The organism is Flavonifractor plautii ATCC 29863 (assembly GCF_000239295.1).
Taxonomy (GTDB): Bacteria; Bacillota; Clostridia; order Oscillospirales; family Oscillospiraceae; genus Flavonifractor; species Flavonifractor plautii.
Genome location: NZ_JH417792.1, coordinates 18,554 through 32,071, shown reverse-complemented (window position 1 = coordinate 32,071; position 13,518 = coordinate 18,554). Strand labels below are relative to the sequence as shown.

The 13,518-nt window shown below is 66.2% G+C and carries 12 protein-coding genes; 5 read left to right on the top strand and 7 right to left on the bottom strand.

The window, feature by feature from the left end; translation table 11 throughout:
- Positions 1–286 precede the first annotated feature (286 nt).
- The gene (locus HMPREF0372_RS19210) at positions 287–505 is read right to left on the bottom strand and encodes a helix-turn-helix domain-containing protein (RefSeq protein WP_007492161.1); all 219 of its coding nucleotides are present in this window, start codon (positions 503–505) and stop codon (positions 287–289) included.
- Positions 506–580: 75 nt separating this feature from the next.
- On the opposite strand from HMPREF0372_RS19210, the gene HMPREF0372_RS10795 reads away from it, so the two are divergent.
- A complete protein-coding gene (locus tag HMPREF0372_RS10795) occupies positions 581–763 on the top strand; it encodes a hypothetical protein (RefSeq protein ID WP_050810491.1) in 183 nt (60 codons plus the stop codon).
- Here HMPREF0372_RS10795 and HMPREF0372_RS10790 read toward each other — a convergent pair.
- The 3 genes from HMPREF0372_RS10790 to mutY are packed head-to-tail and all read right to left on the bottom strand — an operon-like array spanning position 749 to position 3,729.
- Positions 749–1,318 (bottom strand): thymidine kinase, encoded by a 570-nt coding sequence (locus tag HMPREF0372_RS10790; protein ID WP_007492156.1) that lies wholly within the window; start codon positions 1,316–1,318, stop codon positions 749–751. The two genes, HMPREF0372_RS10795 and HMPREF0372_RS10790, sit on opposite strands and share 15 nt — an antisense overlap.
- An 18-nt stretch (positions 1,319–1,336) precedes the next feature.
- Complete coding sequence (locus tag HMPREF0372_RS10785; RefSeq protein ID WP_050810492.1) at positions 1,337–2,695, bottom strand: aldehyde dehydrogenase; 1,359 nt, start codon at positions 2,693–2,695, stop codon at positions 1,337–1,339.
- An 11-nt stretch (positions 2,696–2,706) separates the two neighbouring features.
- Complete coding sequence (gene mutY, locus HMPREF0372_RS10780) at positions 2,707–3,729, bottom strand: A/G-specific adenine glycosylase (RefSeq protein WP_007492150.1); 1,023 nt, start codon at positions 3,727–3,729, stop codon at positions 2,707–2,709.
- Positions 3,730–3,857: 128 nt separating this feature from the next.
- Here mutY and HMPREF0372_RS10775 point away from each other — a divergent pair, with 128 nt between their 5' ends.
- Positions 3,858–4,322, top strand: a complete 465-nt coding sequence (locus tag HMPREF0372_RS10775) for a sigma-70 family RNA polymerase sigma factor (protein WP_007492149.1) — start codon at positions 3,858–3,860, stop codon at positions 4,320–4,322.
- A 3-nt stretch (positions 4,323–4,325) separates the two neighbouring features.
- Complete coding sequence (locus tag HMPREF0372_RS10770; RefSeq protein ID WP_007492142.1) at positions 4,326–5,693, top strand: DUF4179 domain-containing protein; 1,368 nt, start codon at positions 4,326–4,328, stop codon at positions 5,691–5,693.
- Between the two features lie 47 nt (positions 5,694–5,740).
- On the opposite strand, the gene HMPREF0372_RS10765 is transcribed toward HMPREF0372_RS10770, so the two are convergent.
- Genes HMPREF0372_RS10765 through recG form a run of 3 tightly spaced genes read right to left on the bottom strand, consistent with a single transcriptional unit; the run spans position 5,741 to position 8,702 of the window.
- Positions 5,741–6,121: a C-GCAxxG-C-C family protein gene (locus HMPREF0372_RS10765; protein ID WP_007492140.1), complete on the bottom strand. Its 381-nt coding sequence runs from the start codon at positions 6,119–6,121 to the stop codon at positions 5,741–5,743.
- Between the two features lie 15 nt (positions 6,122–6,136).
- The gene (locus tag HMPREF0372_RS10760) at positions 6,137–6,580 is read right to left on the bottom strand and encodes a GNAT family N-acetyltransferase (protein ID WP_007492138.1); all 444 of its coding nucleotides are present in this window, start codon (positions 6,578–6,580) and stop codon (positions 6,137–6,139) included.
- Between the two features lie 46 nt (positions 6,581–6,626).
- Positions 6,627–8,702: an ATP-dependent DNA helicase RecG gene (gene recG / locus HMPREF0372_RS10755; protein ID WP_007492136.1), complete on the bottom strand. Its 2,076-nt coding sequence runs from the start codon at positions 8,700–8,702 to the stop codon at positions 6,627–6,629.
- A 311-nt stretch (positions 8,703–9,013) separates the two neighbouring features.
- Here recG and HMPREF0372_RS10750 point away from each other — a divergent pair, with 311 nt between their 5' ends.
- Entirely contained in the window at positions 9,014–12,442 is a 3,429-nt protein-coding gene (locus tag HMPREF0372_RS10750) for a pyruvate carboxylase (protein WP_007492132.1), read from the top strand.
- A gap of 72 nt (positions 12,443–12,514) precedes the next feature.
- A complete protein-coding gene (locus HMPREF0372_RS10745; protein WP_007492130.1) occupies positions 12,515–13,474 on the top strand; it encodes a D-2-hydroxyacid dehydrogenase in 960 nt (319 codons plus the stop codon).
- Positions 13,475–13,518: the final 44 nt, after the last annotated feature.

Here is a 13,518-nt window from a genome sequence, read left to right as displayed (position 1 = left end):
TAAGGCGGGGGAAATCGGAATCCCCCGCCTTAACCGGCTCTTTCGCCCCTTTCTGGCCGCCCAGAAAGGGGCCCGCCGGAGGCATGACAAGGAAACAGGTGTCAAAAATGGTAACATGGAAGGTGCGCCAGCCTGGCACAAGGCGGGCCGATGTGGGCAGAAGGTGAATTGCCCCAGAGGGGCAAGAGAGGCCGCCCTGGGGCGTCGGTCCCTACGCGGAGGAGCGTTGAGGCGACCCTGGCGATCGCCTGCGGGCGGCCATAAAGGCCGCCCCTACAGGGCCCGGTTACCGCCAGACCTCCCGGCGCTCCGTGCGACCCATCAGCCAGTCCACCGACACCCCGTAAAAGTCCGCCATGTTCCGCAGATTGTCAAACCCCGGCTTCTGTTCACCCTTTTCAAAGCGGTGGTACTGCCGCAGCGTCATGCCGCATGCCGTCGCCACCGCTTCCTGTGTCACTTTCTTTTCGGAACGGAGCTGTAAAAGTTTTTGACAAAAATCCATAAGTGCTCCTTGACATTGACTAATAAGTCAATTATAATCTTATTGACTAAAACGTCCAAAAAGGAGATGCTTTTCATGTACCCTGCGATGGAAGAACTCTATCAATATTTCGTCGGCCATCCGAACCCCCGGCACTGGCCGGAGGAGCTGCGGGACAGCCCCGTGCTGGGCCACGGACAGTACGCCTTCTCCGAGGGGCTGCGGCTGGGCTTCCTGCTGGCCGTGGAGTGCATGGGCCCGGAGTTACTGCGGCCCTAAGTTGCCCTCTTTCCAGTGCTTGCGGCACAGGCCGATGTACTTGTCGTTGGCCCCCAGCACCACCTGCTCGCCCTCCTTGATGACGTGGCCGCTCTCGTCAAAGCGGGCGTTGCACAGGGCCTTCTTGCCGCACCAGCAGATGGTCTTGACCTCCTCGATCACGTCCGCCGTGGCCAGCAGCTCCGCCGAGCCGGGGAACAGCTCCCCCTTGAAGTCGGTGCGCAGGCCGTAGCAGATGACGGGGATGTTCCAGTCGTCCACCAGATCGGTGAGGTAGCGCACCTCGTCCCGGGTGAGGAACTGGGCCTCGTCCACGATGATGCAGGCGTAGGGCTTGAGCTGGCGGGGCGTCATCTCCATCAGGTCGGAGAAGTAGATGCACGGGTGGCTCAGCCCCGCCCGGGAGGCCACGAACCGGGCCCCGTCCCGCTGATCCACCGCGGGCTTGACCAGCAGGGCGTCCTGGCCCCGCTCCTCGTAGTTGTAGCGCACCATCAGCGCGTTGGCCGTCTTGCTGGAGCCCATGACCCCGTAACGGAAATAGAGTTTTGCCATGTCGGTGTTCCTCCCGCGTCACATCAGTTTTTTCAAAATGCCCAGGTGCTTTTTCCCATAGGGCGGATAGCGGACGGGAATGTCCAGCCGCCCTCTTTTGAGTACGCTCTTTTCGTGGGTGAAGGCGTCGAAGCCCGCCTTGCCGTGGCAGGCGCCCATGCCGCTGTTCCCCACCCCGCCGAAGGGGAGGCGGGGGTCGGCCAGGTGCACCACCGTGTCGTTGACGCACCCGCCCCCGAAGGGCAGGGCCTCCAGCACCGCCCGCTCGACGGAGCGGCTCCGGGTGAACAGGTAGAGGGCCAGCGGGCGGGGCTTCTGCCTCTGGGCCTCCACCAGCTCCGGCAGGCTCCGGTAGAGCAGCACAGGCAGGATGGGGCCGAAGATCTCCTCCTCCAGCACCGGGCTGCCCTCCGGCACGTCCACCAGCACCGTGGGGGCGATGCGCAGGCCCTCCGGGTCGCTCTGCCCGCCCACGGCGATCCGCCCGCCGGACAGCAGCCCGGCCAGACGGTCGAAGTGCCGCCGGTTGACGATGCGGGGCAGCTCCTCCCCGGCCAGGGGATTCGCGCCGTAAAAGCGGGTGATCTGCCGGGCCAGGGCGGCCACGAAGGGCTCCGCCATCCCCTCCGGCACCCAGACGTGGTCCGGAGCCACGCAGGTCTGCCCCGCGTTGAGAAACTTGCCCCAGGCGATGCGGGCCGCGGCCAGCTCCACATCGGCGTCGGGGGCCAGAATCACCGGCGACCTGCCCCCCAGCTCCAGGGTGACGGGGGTGAGGTGCTCCGCCGCCGCGGCCATGACCTTTTTCCCCACCGCCGGACTGCCGGTGAAGAAGATTACGTCGAAGGGCTTGTCCACCAGGGCCTCCGCCTCCTCCCGTCCCCCCTCGGCCACGGTGATATAATCCGGCGGGAACACCCGCCCCAGCACTTCCGCCAGGGCGCGGGCGGAGGCGGGGGCGTCCTCCCCCGGCTTCACCACCGCCGTGCACCCCGCCGCGATGGCGGACACCAGGGGGGCCAGGGTGAGAAGCAGAGGGTAGTTCCACGGGGCGAGGATCAGCGACACGCCGTAGGGCTCCCGGTACACAGTGCCCACGGAGGGGAACTGGGACAGGGGGGCAGGGTGCCGGACGGGACGGGCCCACTTTTTCAGATGCCCGCGGGCAAAGCGCAGCTCCGCCAGGGTGGGGCCCAGCTCGCTCATATACCCCTCGTAGGGGGATTTGTTGAGATCTGCCTTCAGCGCCTCCAGCAGCTCCCCCTCCCACCGGGTGAGGGCCAGCTCCAGCCGGGTGAGCATCTCCCGGCGGAACCGGAGGGGCCGGGTGGCCCCGCTGTCAAAATACCGCCGCTGGGCGGCCAGTACATCCTCCATGGCGCTCTCCTTCACAGCCGGGCCTCCACCGCCCCGGCGAAGGCCTGAAAGGCGTTGGGCACGGCGTAGTCCCGCTCCAGGGCGGCCCGGTCGGCCCACACCCACCCCTCCGGCAGCTCCGGCGAGGCGGCCTCCACGATTTGGGCGGTCATGTGCCACTCGATATGGCTGAAGATATGCTTCCCCGCCGGGCCGCCGGATAACCCGGCCGCCTCCACCGGACAGGGGGCGGGGGAGAGCTCGTTGGGATACTCCCACAGGCCCGCCAGCAGGCCCCGCCCCGGCCGCCGCCGCAGGGCCACCTTCTTTTCCCAGAAAATCAGGAACACGGTCCGGGCCTCGATGCGCCGGGCCTTTTTTGCCGCCTTGACGGGCAGCTCCCCGGTGCGCTCCTCCCGCCGGGCGGTGCAGAAGTCCGCCGCCGGGCACCGGTCGCACAGGGGCGCGCCGTTGGGCAGGCACACCGTGGCCCCCAGCTCCATGAGGGCCTGGTTGAAGTCGCCGGGGGCGTCCACCGGAAGCACGGCCTGGAGGGCGGCGCGCATCCGGGCCTTGGTGTCCGGCCGGGCGATGTCGCCGCCGTCTCCGCTGATGCGGGCCACCACCCGCAGCACGTTGCCGTCCACCGCCGGAACGGGGACGCCGAAGGCGATGGAGGCGATGGCCCCCGCTGTGTACTCCCCCACGCCGGACAGGGTGAGAAGGCCCTCATAGGTGTCGGGGAACACCCCGCCGAAGTCCTCCGCCACCTGACGGGCGGCTTTCTGGAGGTTGCGGGCGCGGTTGTAGTAGCCCAGGCCCTGCCACAGCTTCATGAGCCGGTCCTCCTCCACGGCCGCCAGATCGGCCACGGTGGGCAGGGCCTCCATGAAGCGGCGGTAGTAGTCCAGCACCGCCGCCACCCGGGTCTGCTGGAGCATGATCTCGCTGACCCACACGTGGTAGGGGGTGGGATCGCTCCGCCAGGGGAGCACCCGGGCGTTTTCGCGGTACCACTGGAGCAGGGGGATGGGAAGTTGGTCGAGTTGATTCAAAACAGGATTCCTCCGGGACCTCTTTTTTCTCTGACCCGGCTATTATATAATGAAGCCAAACTTTTTTCAAGAAACGCAATGAAAACGGCCCGCCGGTTTCTCTAATAGGCAGAAAGGGGGCGCCACCCTTGACCGAACAGGAATTCATTCAACAGGCGGAGGGCCTGAAAGGCCGGCTCTACCGCACCGCCTGGCTCTATCTGGGCAGCGAGGCCTGCGCTGTGGACGCGGTGGACGAGGCGGTCTACCAGGGCTTTCTCCACTACAAACGCCTCCGCCAGCCGGAGTATTTCGCCACCTGGATGACCCGCATCCTCATCAACGCCTGCAACGCCGAGCTGCGCCGCCGGAAGCGGGAGCTGGCGGTGGCCGAGCTGCCCGAGACCGCGGCGGAGGCCTTCGACGCGCTCCCCCTGCGGGAGGCCGTCGCACGCCTGCCCCGTGAGCTGCGGGCGGTGGTGGTACTGCGCTACTTCCAGGGCCTCACCCTGGCGGAGACCGCCCAGGCCCTGGACATCCCGCCGGGCACCGTATCCACCCGCCAGCGTAAGGCCCTGTCCCTGTTAAAGCTGCATCTGACCGAGGAGGTTTGAGCCATGGACCGCATGGAAGAATACAAGGCCCTCCGGGACGCACCGGAGGAGCTCCCCCCCGCCCTGGAGGGCGCCGTGGCCCGCGCCCGGGCCAGGGCCCGCCGCCGGAGGCTGTGGCGGCGGATCAGCGCCCCCGCCGGGAGCGTGGCGGCGGTGTTTGCCGCCTTCGTGCTCCTGGTGAACCTGTCCACCCCCTTCGCCCTGGCCTGCGGCAAAGTGCCCGTGCTCAAGGAGCTGGCCGCCGCCGTGGCCTTCTCTCCCAGCCTCAAGGCCGCTGTGGAAAACGACTATGTGCAGTATATCGGTCAGAGCGCCACGGACAACGGCATCACCGTCCATCTGGAGTACCTGATGGCCGACCAGGGCGGGCTGATGCTCTTCCTGTCCGTCTCCGGGCCGGAGGAGGCCACGTTCTTTATGCCCCGGGCAACGTTCACCACCCCCGACGGAGAAAGGCTGGAGGGCTGCTCCGTCCTGATGGACAGCGTGGCCTCCGGGGAGCTGTCCAACGCCATCACCGTGGCCTTTAACGGGGAGGAGGAGTCCCAGCTTCCGGAGTCCCTACGCCTGACCTGCGAGGTGCAGGCCCACATACCCGATGTCACCGATGCCGGGGAATGGACGGCGGACGCCGTGGTCACCTTCGACCTCCCCCTGGATCAGCGGTTCCGGGGCCAAGGCCGCACGGTGGAGGTGAACCGCTGGCTGGAGCTGGACGGCAACAACATCCGGATTGTGGATCTGGAGCTCTACCCCACCCACGCCCGGCTAAATCTGGAGCAGGACCCAGACAACGCAGAGGAGCTCCAGAGTCTGGACTTCTATCTGGAGGACAAGAAGGGCAACCGCTATGAGAAGGGCTCCGCCAGCGGCCTGACCGCCATGGGGGACTCCTACCTGTTCGAGAGCCCTTATTTCAGCGATCCGGACTCCCTCACCCTGCACATCACCAAGGCAGAGTGGCTGGAGAAGAGTCAGAAGTTTATCACTGTCAGCCTGAAAACAGGGGAGGCCCTGGAACCCATGCCGGGGGGCATGGAGATCAGCGCTATCCGCCTGGACGATACCACAGCCCAGGTGGCTTTCCTGGCCCCCATGCCTCCCGCCAGCAGCGAGACGAACCTGAACTTCTACCAGTTGGGCACCGGCTTCTATCGCACCCCTGACGGCACGGTAAAGAATACCGGCGGCCACAGCACCTATGCCAGTGACATTCTCTGGCGGAACACCCCCTATGAAACGCCCATTCCCGAGGGGTATTTCGTTGAAGAGTACACCATTGAGCACTGCTACTGGGACGTCATCTCCATGGAACTCTTTGCCTCCCGCCGCACCACCTTTGAAGTCCCCGTCGTCCTCACCCTGCAATAAGGCCCTTACGTTATCGGGCACCGGCCAGCAGCCGGTGCCCGATCGTCTTATTTCAGCAAGTCCTCCAGAAGCTCCACCGCTTCGTATACCATCCGGTCGCAGTGGCACTTGCGCTCCTCCCCCCGCTCCTTGGCCAGCCGGAGCAGATTGGCGCAGTCCAGGACCTGGTTTTTTTCCCGGAACCGGCGCATCAGCGCGGTGGCCTCATCGGCCCCCTTGCCCGCCAGCCCCAACACCATCAGTGCGCCGGTCACCGCGCCGCAGGTGGAGCCATGGCGCATGCCGGAGCCGAAGTTGGCCCCCAGCTTGAAGGCTGTCTCCTTATCCAGGCCGCACAAATCGGCGAAGGGCACCAAGACCGACTGGCAGCAGTTGTAGTGTACGTCCGTCCGGGCCCGCAGGGCCTCGGTCTCTTCCATCCTCGTCATACCAAACACTCCTTTTTACCGGTCAATGACCATCTGCTTGTAGTCCAGATAGCGGAAGCCCATCCGCTCATACAGCCGGGCGGCCCGGTTCTCCCCGGTGACCTCCAGGCGGTAGCGGGCGCACTCAGGGTGCTGCTCCATGGCCCAGCGGATCACCTGCTCGCCGTAGCCCTTGCCCCGGCACTCGGGAGCCAGGTAGAGCTCATCCAGCAGCAGGTAGCGCCCGCCTACCTCAGCGGAATAGCCGATGCACATATAATGGTAGCCCACCGGGCGGCCGTCTTCCTCCAGCACCAGGCCCTGGATCAGCGGCTCGGCCGGGTCCACCGCCGCCTGAAAGGACCGGCGGAGAACGGCCGGGTCCACCTCATGCTCCACCGCCGGGCTGTGGTAGAACCGGTCCACCATCTCCATGACGGCCCCCTCGTCCGCCGCGGTCATCTCTCGAATGGAAATCATACGTCTTACTCCTTTTCATGTGATTCTCCGCCCCCTGGCGGGGCGCTCAGTTGAACATGTCACCGTGCTGGGCAAACAGGCGGCGCACCCGGCCCAGCAGCGGTGCGTGCTCCCGCCGGGATAGGCCGGGATCGGCCTCCAGCAGCTTCTGGGCGGCCTGCTGGGCCTCCTTGAGCACCCGCATGTCCGCCGCCAGATCGGCGATGCCAAGCTGGGGCAGGCCGTGCTGCCGCTGGCCGAAAAAGTCGCCGGGGCCGCGCAGCTTCAAGTCCTCCTCCGCGATGCGGAAGCCGTCGGCGGTTTTCGCCAGCACCCGCAGCCGCTCCCGGCTCTCGGCGCTGTGGGTGCTGGTCATCAGCACACAGTAGGACTGGTGCTTTCCCCGGCCCACCCGGCCCCGGAGCTGGTGGAGCTGGCTCAGGCCGAAGCGGTCGGCGTTCTCCACCACCATCAGCGCCGCGTTGGGCACGTCCACCCCCACCTCGATGACGGTGGTGGACACCAGCACGTCCAGCTCCCCCGCCGCGAAGGCGGTCATCGCCGCGTCCTTGTCCCTGGCCTTCATCTTTCCGTGCACCAGCCCCACCCGCAGGTCGGGGAACACCTCGCTTTTGAGGTGTTCAGCATAGGGGACGGCCGCCTTGAGGCCCTCCCCGCCGGGTTCTCCCGGGGACTCCTCCCCCTCCTCCACGGCGGGGCAGACCAGATAGGCCTGCCGCCCCTGGCCCACCAGCTTCCGCACGAAGCGATACATCCGCTGCCGCTTGTCCTCCCCCACCACATAGGTCTCCACCGGCGTGCGGCCGGGGGGTAGCTCGTCGATCACCGACACCTCCAGATCCCCATAGATGATGAGGGCCAGGGTGCGGGGGATGGGGGTGGCGGACATGACCAGCACGTGGGGCGTCCGCCCGGCCTTGGCGGCCAGGGCCGCGCGCTGGGCCACCCCGAAGCGGTGCTGCTCGTCGGTGATGGCCAGGGCCAGGTCGGAAAACACCACCCCCTCGCTCAGCAGGGCGTGGGTGCCGACCACCAGATCCACCTCCCCCGCCGCCAGGGCGGCGTAGAGCTCCTTCCGGGACTTCCCCTTCACCGAGCCGGTGAGCAGGCCCACCCGCACCCCTGCCCGCCCCAGCAGCGGGGCCAGGGAGCGGAAGTGCTGCTCGGCCAGCAGCTCCGTGGGGGCCATCAGGGCGCACTGGCCGCCGTTCTTCGCCGCCAGCCACGCCCCGTAGGCCGCCACCATGGTCTTGCCCGAGCCCACATCGCCCTGCACCAGCCGGTTCATGGGCGCGCCGGAGGCGGTGTCGACCGCCACCTCCTCCATGGCCCGCCGCTGGGCGGCCGTGAGGGAGAAGGGGAGCAGCGCCAGGAATTCCTCCACCGGCGGTGTGGAAAAGGGGACGCCCTCCGCACAGGTGCGCCGGGTGCGCAGCAGGGCCATGCCGCAGGCCAGGCAGAACAGCTCCTCGAAGATCAGCCGCCGCCGGGCCAGCTCCAGGGCCTCCTCGTCCCGGGGGAAGTGGATGTTCCGGCAGGCAAACTCGGCGGCGGCCAGGGCGTGCTCCCGCCGCAGTCCGGCGGGAAGCGTCTCCTCCATCTGCCCGGCGCACTCCTCCACGCAGCGGAGGGTCAGCCCCGCCAGCAGGTTGTTGGAGATCCCCCGGGTCAGGGGATAGATGGGCAGGATACGGCCGGTGAAGCGGGCCCTGTCCGCCCGCTCACACACCGGGTTGGTCATCTGACGCCGCCCCGGCGGGCCCTCCACCCGGCCGTAGACGACGTACGTCTCGCCGGTGCGCAGGGCGTCCTTCATATAGGACTGGTTAAAGAAGGTGGCGGTGACGCTGCCGGTGTCGTCCACCAGGCGGGCCTTCACCAGCTCCAGCCCCTTGCGGATGCGGGAGAGGTGGGGTGGCTCCGCCACCAGCAGCTCCAGGCACACCGGAGTGTCCACCGGGGCCGCCGCCACGGTGGAAAACCGGCGGCGATCCTCATAGTCCCGGGGAAAGTAGCGCAGCAGATCCTCCACCGTGGCCAGCCCCAGCTTCTCCAGGCTCCTGGCCCGGGCCGGCCCGATGCCGGGCAGCCGCTCCACCCCGTCGCCAAGCCGCAGCGCCATGGATGCTCCCTCCTCTCCTCTGTGAGGTCTTAGTGTAGCATATTTCCCAGACAGTGGCAAGGCCCCTTCCCCCCGACGGTGAAACCGCCAAATGCAAAACCGGCCGGTTGAATTTCCTGTGCGTGTCGCCAAGTTTTGCAACCACACACAAAATCGCTTGCAAAAAATCCGCCTTACTGCTATAATCAGTCTTAACATCGCATTTCCCCGCACGCCCCGGCGGCGGGGTCATGGCGGCCGGAGAGCCGCCGCAGCCGAACGGTGTCTGTTTGACGCGATCGGACTCATTTGATTCAGGAAGGAAGGACAGCATGGCGGAATGCAAATTTAACAAGGTCCTGGTGGCTAACCGGGGCGAGATCGCCATCCGCGTGTTCCGGGCCTGCTACGATCTGGGCCTGCACACGGTGGCCATGTACTCCAACGAGGATACCTTTTCCCTCTTCCGCACCAAGGCGGACGAGGCCTATCTCATCGGTGAGAACAAGTCCCCCCTGGGCGCCTATCTGGATATCCCCTCCATCATCGATCTGGCCCGCCGCCGCAACGTGGACGCCATCCACCCCGGCTACGGCTTTTTGAGCGAGAACGCCGACTTCGCCCGGGCCTGCGAGGAGGCGGGCATCACCTTCATCGGCCCCTCCTCCACCATTCTGGCCCAGATGGGCGACAAGCTGACCGCCAAGGCCATCGCCCACGCCTGCGGCGTGCCCACCATCCCCGGTTCCGACCGTCCCCTGAAGGACGGGGAGGAGGCCCTTGCAAAGGCTGTCGAATACGGCTTCCCCATCATCCTCAAGGCGGCCGGCGGCGGCGGCGGCCGCGGCATGCGCCGCTGCGACAAGCCGGAGGAGGTCATCCCCGCCTTCAACCTGGTGAAGAGCGAGGCCAAGAAGGCCTTCGGCAACGAGGACATCTTCATCGAGAAGTACCTGGTGGAGCCCAAGCACATTGAGGTGCAGATTCTGGGCGACAAGCACGGCAATGTGGTTCACCTGTTCGAGCGGGACTGCTCCCTCCAGCGCCGCTACCAGAAGGTGGTGGAGTTCGCCCCCGCCTTCTCCGTACCGGAGGCCACCCGTCAGAAGCTGTACGAGGACGCCGTCAAGGTGGCAAGGCATGTGGGCTACGTCTCCGCCGGCACGGTGGAGTTCCTGGTGGACAAGAGCGGCAACCACTACTTTATCGAGATGAACCCCCGCATCCAGGTGGAGCACACCGTCACCGAGATGGTCACTGGCGTAGACCTGGTACGGGCCCAGATTCTCATTGCCGAGGGCCACCCCCTGTCCACCCCGGAGATCGGCATCCCCAGCCAGGACGCGGTGCACATGAACGGCTACGCCCTCCAGTGCCGGGTGACCACCGAGGACCCCGCCAACAACTTCGCCCCCGACACCGGCAAAATCACCGCCTACCGCTCCGGCGGCGGCTTCGGCGTCCGTCTGGACGGCGGCAACGCCTTCACCGGCGCGGAGATCTCCCCCTACTACGACTCCCTGCTGGTCAAGGTCACCTCCTGGGACAACACCTTCGAGGGGGTGTGCCGCAAGGCCATGCGGGCCATCAGCGAGGAGCATGTCCGCGGCGTCAAGACCAACATTCCCTTCGTCACCAACATTCTGGCCCACCCCACCTTCCGGGCCGGGGCGTGCCACACCAAGTTCATTGACGAGACTCCCGAGCTCTTCGACATCGACGTGGGCCGCGACCGTGCCACCAAGCTGCTCAAGTACATCGCCCAGATACAGGTCGATAACCCCTCCGCCGAGCGGGCCCAGTTCGACATTCCCCGCTTCCCGCCCTACGAGCACACCCCGCCCAAGTGCACCGGCCTCAAGCAGCTTTTGGACGAGAAAGGGCCAGAGGCGGTGCGGGACTGGGTGCTGGGACAGAAGAAGCTGCTCATCACCGACACCACCATGCGGGACGCCCACCAGTCCCTTCTCTCCACCCGGGTGCGCACCCGCGACATGCTCAAGGCCGCCGAGGGCACGGCAGAGATCCTCAACGACTGCTTCTCCCTGGAGATGTGGGGCGGCGCCACCTTCGACGTGGCCTACCGCTTCCTCCATGAGTCCCCCTGGGAGCGGCTGCGCCTGCTGCGGGAGAAGATCCCCAACATCCCCTTCCAGATGCTCCTGCGGGGGGCCAACGCCGTAGGCTACACCAACTACCCCGACAACCTCATCCGGGCCTTTATCCGGGAGTCCGCCCGGAGCGGCATCGACGTATTCCGTATCTTCGACTCCCTGAACTGGATTCCCGGCATGGAGATAGCCATAGACGAGGTGCTCCAGCAGGGCAAGCTGTGCGAGGCCACCCTGTGCTACACCGGTGACATTCTCGACCCCAAGCGGGATAAATATACCCTCAAATACTACGTGGACATGGCCAAGGAGCTGGAGAAGCGGGGCGCCCATCTGCTGTGCATCAAGGACATGTCCGGCCTCCTCAAGCCCTACGCGGCCAAGAAGCTGGTCACTGCCCTGAAAAACGAGGTGGGCCTACCCATCCACCTGCACACCCACGACACCTCGGGCAACCAGGTGGCCGCCTATCTGATGGCCGCCGAGGCAGGGGTGGATATTGTGGACTGCGCCATCGACTCCATGTCCTCCACCACCAGCCAGCCCTCCCTGAACGCGGTGGTCACCGCCCTCCAGGGCCAGGAGCGGGACACCGGACTCGACCCCGAAAAGCTCCAGACCCTCTCCGACTACTGGGCGGACGTGCGCCTGCGCTACAGCCAGTTTGAGGCGGGCATCAAGAACCCCTCCACCGATATCTACCGCTACGAGATGCCTGGCGGCCAGTACACCAACCTCAAGAGCCAGGTGGAGAGCCTGGGCCTGGGCCACCAGTTCGAGGACGTCAAGGAGATGTACGTCAAGGTCAACCACATGCTGGGCGACATTGTGAAGGTGACGCCCTCCTCCAAGATGGTGGGTGATCTGGCCATCTTCATGGTGCAGAACGAGCTGACCCCCGAGAACATTGTGGAGCGCGGAGAGGCCCTCACCTTCCCCGACAGCGTGGTGAGCTACTTCAAGGGCATGATGGGCCAGCCCGCCTGGGGCTTCCCCGAGGACTTGCAGAAGGTGGTGCTCAAGGGTGAGGAGCCCATCACCTGCCGCCCCGGTGAGCTGCTGGAGCCCGTCGACTTCGCCGCCGCCCGGCGGGAGGTGGAGAAGTTCTACCCCGGCGCGTCGGAGCAGAACATCATCTCCTGGTGCCTCTACCCCAAGGTGGTGGAGGAGTTCTTCCGCCACCGGCAGGAGTACGGCTACATCATGCGCATGGGCAGCCATGTGTTCTTCAACGGCATGGCCCTGGGCGAGACCAACAAGATCAACATCGAGGACGGCAAGACCCTGGTCATCAAATACCTGGGGCTGGGCGATCTCAACGAGGACGGCACCCGCAACGTCCACTTCGAGCTCAACGGCATGCGCCGCGAGGTGGCGGTGCCCGACAAGAACGCCGAGGCACAGGTGAAGCACGTTACGCTGGCCGATCCCTCCGACAAGAGCCAGGCGGGGGCCTCCATCCCCGGCATGGTGTCCAAGATCTGCGTCAAGCTCGGAGACGCGGTGGAGGAGAACCAGGTGCTGGCCGTCATTGAGGCCATGAAGATGGAGACGAACGTGGTGGCCCGCATGGCAGGTACCGTGGAGCAGGTGCTCATCAAAGAGGGCGGCTCTGTCAAAGCCGGCGAGCTGCTCATCACCATAAAGTAAGCGCAGGGGGCCGGTCTGACGACCGGCCCCTTTTCCACCGCCTGCAACCGCTTTTTCAAGGAGGCCCAAACCATGGAAACCATTCTCCACCTGCTCCCCCTCACCGGCGCACAGAAGGCGGCCTTTCAGGCCGCCGCGCCGGAGTCTGAGCATCTCTTTCTCCCCACCAATGACCGCGGGGGAGCCAGCAGCATCCCCCAGGAGTGGCGGGAGCGCACCACCATTCTGCTGGGCTATGTCCCCCCCGAACAGCTCAAGACCTTTCCCAACCTGAAATGGGTGCAGAGCTGGAACGCCGGGGTGGACCCCTATCTGGTCCCCGGCGTTCTGCCGGAGGGCGTGCGCCTCACCTCCGCCGTGGGAGCCTACGGCCCAGCCGTGTCTGAACACATGCTGGCCATGCTCCTGGCCATCTATAAGCGCCTGCCCGCCTACTGTGACCAGCAGAGGGCCCATATCTGGGCGGATCTTGGACCCGTTGGCTCCCTAGCGGGCAAAACCGTGCTGGTGGCCGGTGCCGGCGATATCGGCCGCCACTTTGCCCGGCTGGTCCGCGCTCTGGGGGCACAGCGGGTTATTGGGCTGCGCCGGAGCGCGGGCTGCCCGGCAGAGGGCTTTGACGAGATTTACGGTCTGGGTGCGCTGGATGGCCTTCTCCCCCAGGCCGATGTGGTGGCCCTGGCCCTCCCCCACACCCCTGAGACTGCGGGCCTGATAAGCAAGACCCGGCTGCTGGCCATGAGGCCCGGCGCGGTACTGCTCAACGCGGGCCGTGGGAGCGCCGTGGACTGCACCGCCCTGGCGGAGGTGCTGTGCTCCGGCCGCCTGCTGGGCGCGGGACTGGACGTTACCGATCCGGAACCTCTGCCCCCGGGACACCCCCTCTGGGAGGCCCCCAGCCTCCTCCTCACCCCCCACACCGCCGGGGGCTATAACCACATGGAGGCCACGCTGGAGCGCATCAAGGCTATTTTCCTGGACAACCTGCGGCGCTATGTGGAGGGCCGCACGCTCCGCAATCAAGTGCGCTGACCCCCCTTGACATACCTCGGCGATCTAGGTAAAATACACCTAGA

Excerpts from the sequence above, each read along its gene's own strand:
- HMPREF0372_RS19210 (WP_007492161.1), bottom strand. The coding sequence starts at position 505 with ATGGATTTTTGTCAAAAACTTTTACAGCTCCGTTCCGAAAAGAAAGTG.
- HMPREF0372_RS10760 (WP_007492138.1), bottom strand. The coding sequence starts at position 6,580 with ATGATTTCCATTCGAGAGATGACCGCGGCGGACGAGGGGGCCGTCATG.
- HMPREF0372_RS10765 (WP_007492140.1), bottom strand. The coding sequence starts at position 6,121 with ATGACGAGGATGGAAGAGACCGAGGCCCTGCGGGCCCGGACGGACGTA.
- recG (WP_007492136.1), bottom strand. The coding sequence starts at position 8,702 with ATGGCGCTGCGGCTTGGCGACGGGGTGGAGCGGCTGCCCGGCATCGGG.
- HMPREF0372_RS10790 (WP_007492156.1), bottom strand. The coding sequence starts at position 1,318 with ATGGCAAAACTCTATTTCCGTTACGGGGTCATGGGCTCCAGCAAGACG.
- HMPREF0372_RS10795 (WP_050810491.1), top strand. The coding sequence starts at position 581 with ATGTACCCTGCGATGGAAGAACTCTATCAATATTTCGTCGGCCATCCG.
- HMPREF0372_RS10785 (WP_050810492.1), bottom strand. The coding sequence starts at position 2,695 with ATGGAGGATGTACTGGCCGCCCAGCGGCGGTATTTTGACAGCGGGGCC.
- HMPREF0372_RS10770 (WP_007492142.1), top strand. The coding sequence starts at position 4,326 with ATGGACCGCATGGAAGAATACAAGGCCCTCCGGGACGCACCGGAGGAG.
- HMPREF0372_RS10745 (WP_007492130.1), top strand. The coding sequence starts at position 12,515 with ATGGAAACCATTCTCCACCTGCTCCCCCTCACCGGCGCACAGAAGGCG.
- HMPREF0372_RS10750 (WP_007492132.1), top strand. The coding sequence starts at position 9,014 with ATGGCGGAATGCAAATTTAACAAGGTCCTGGTGGCTAACCGGGGCGAG.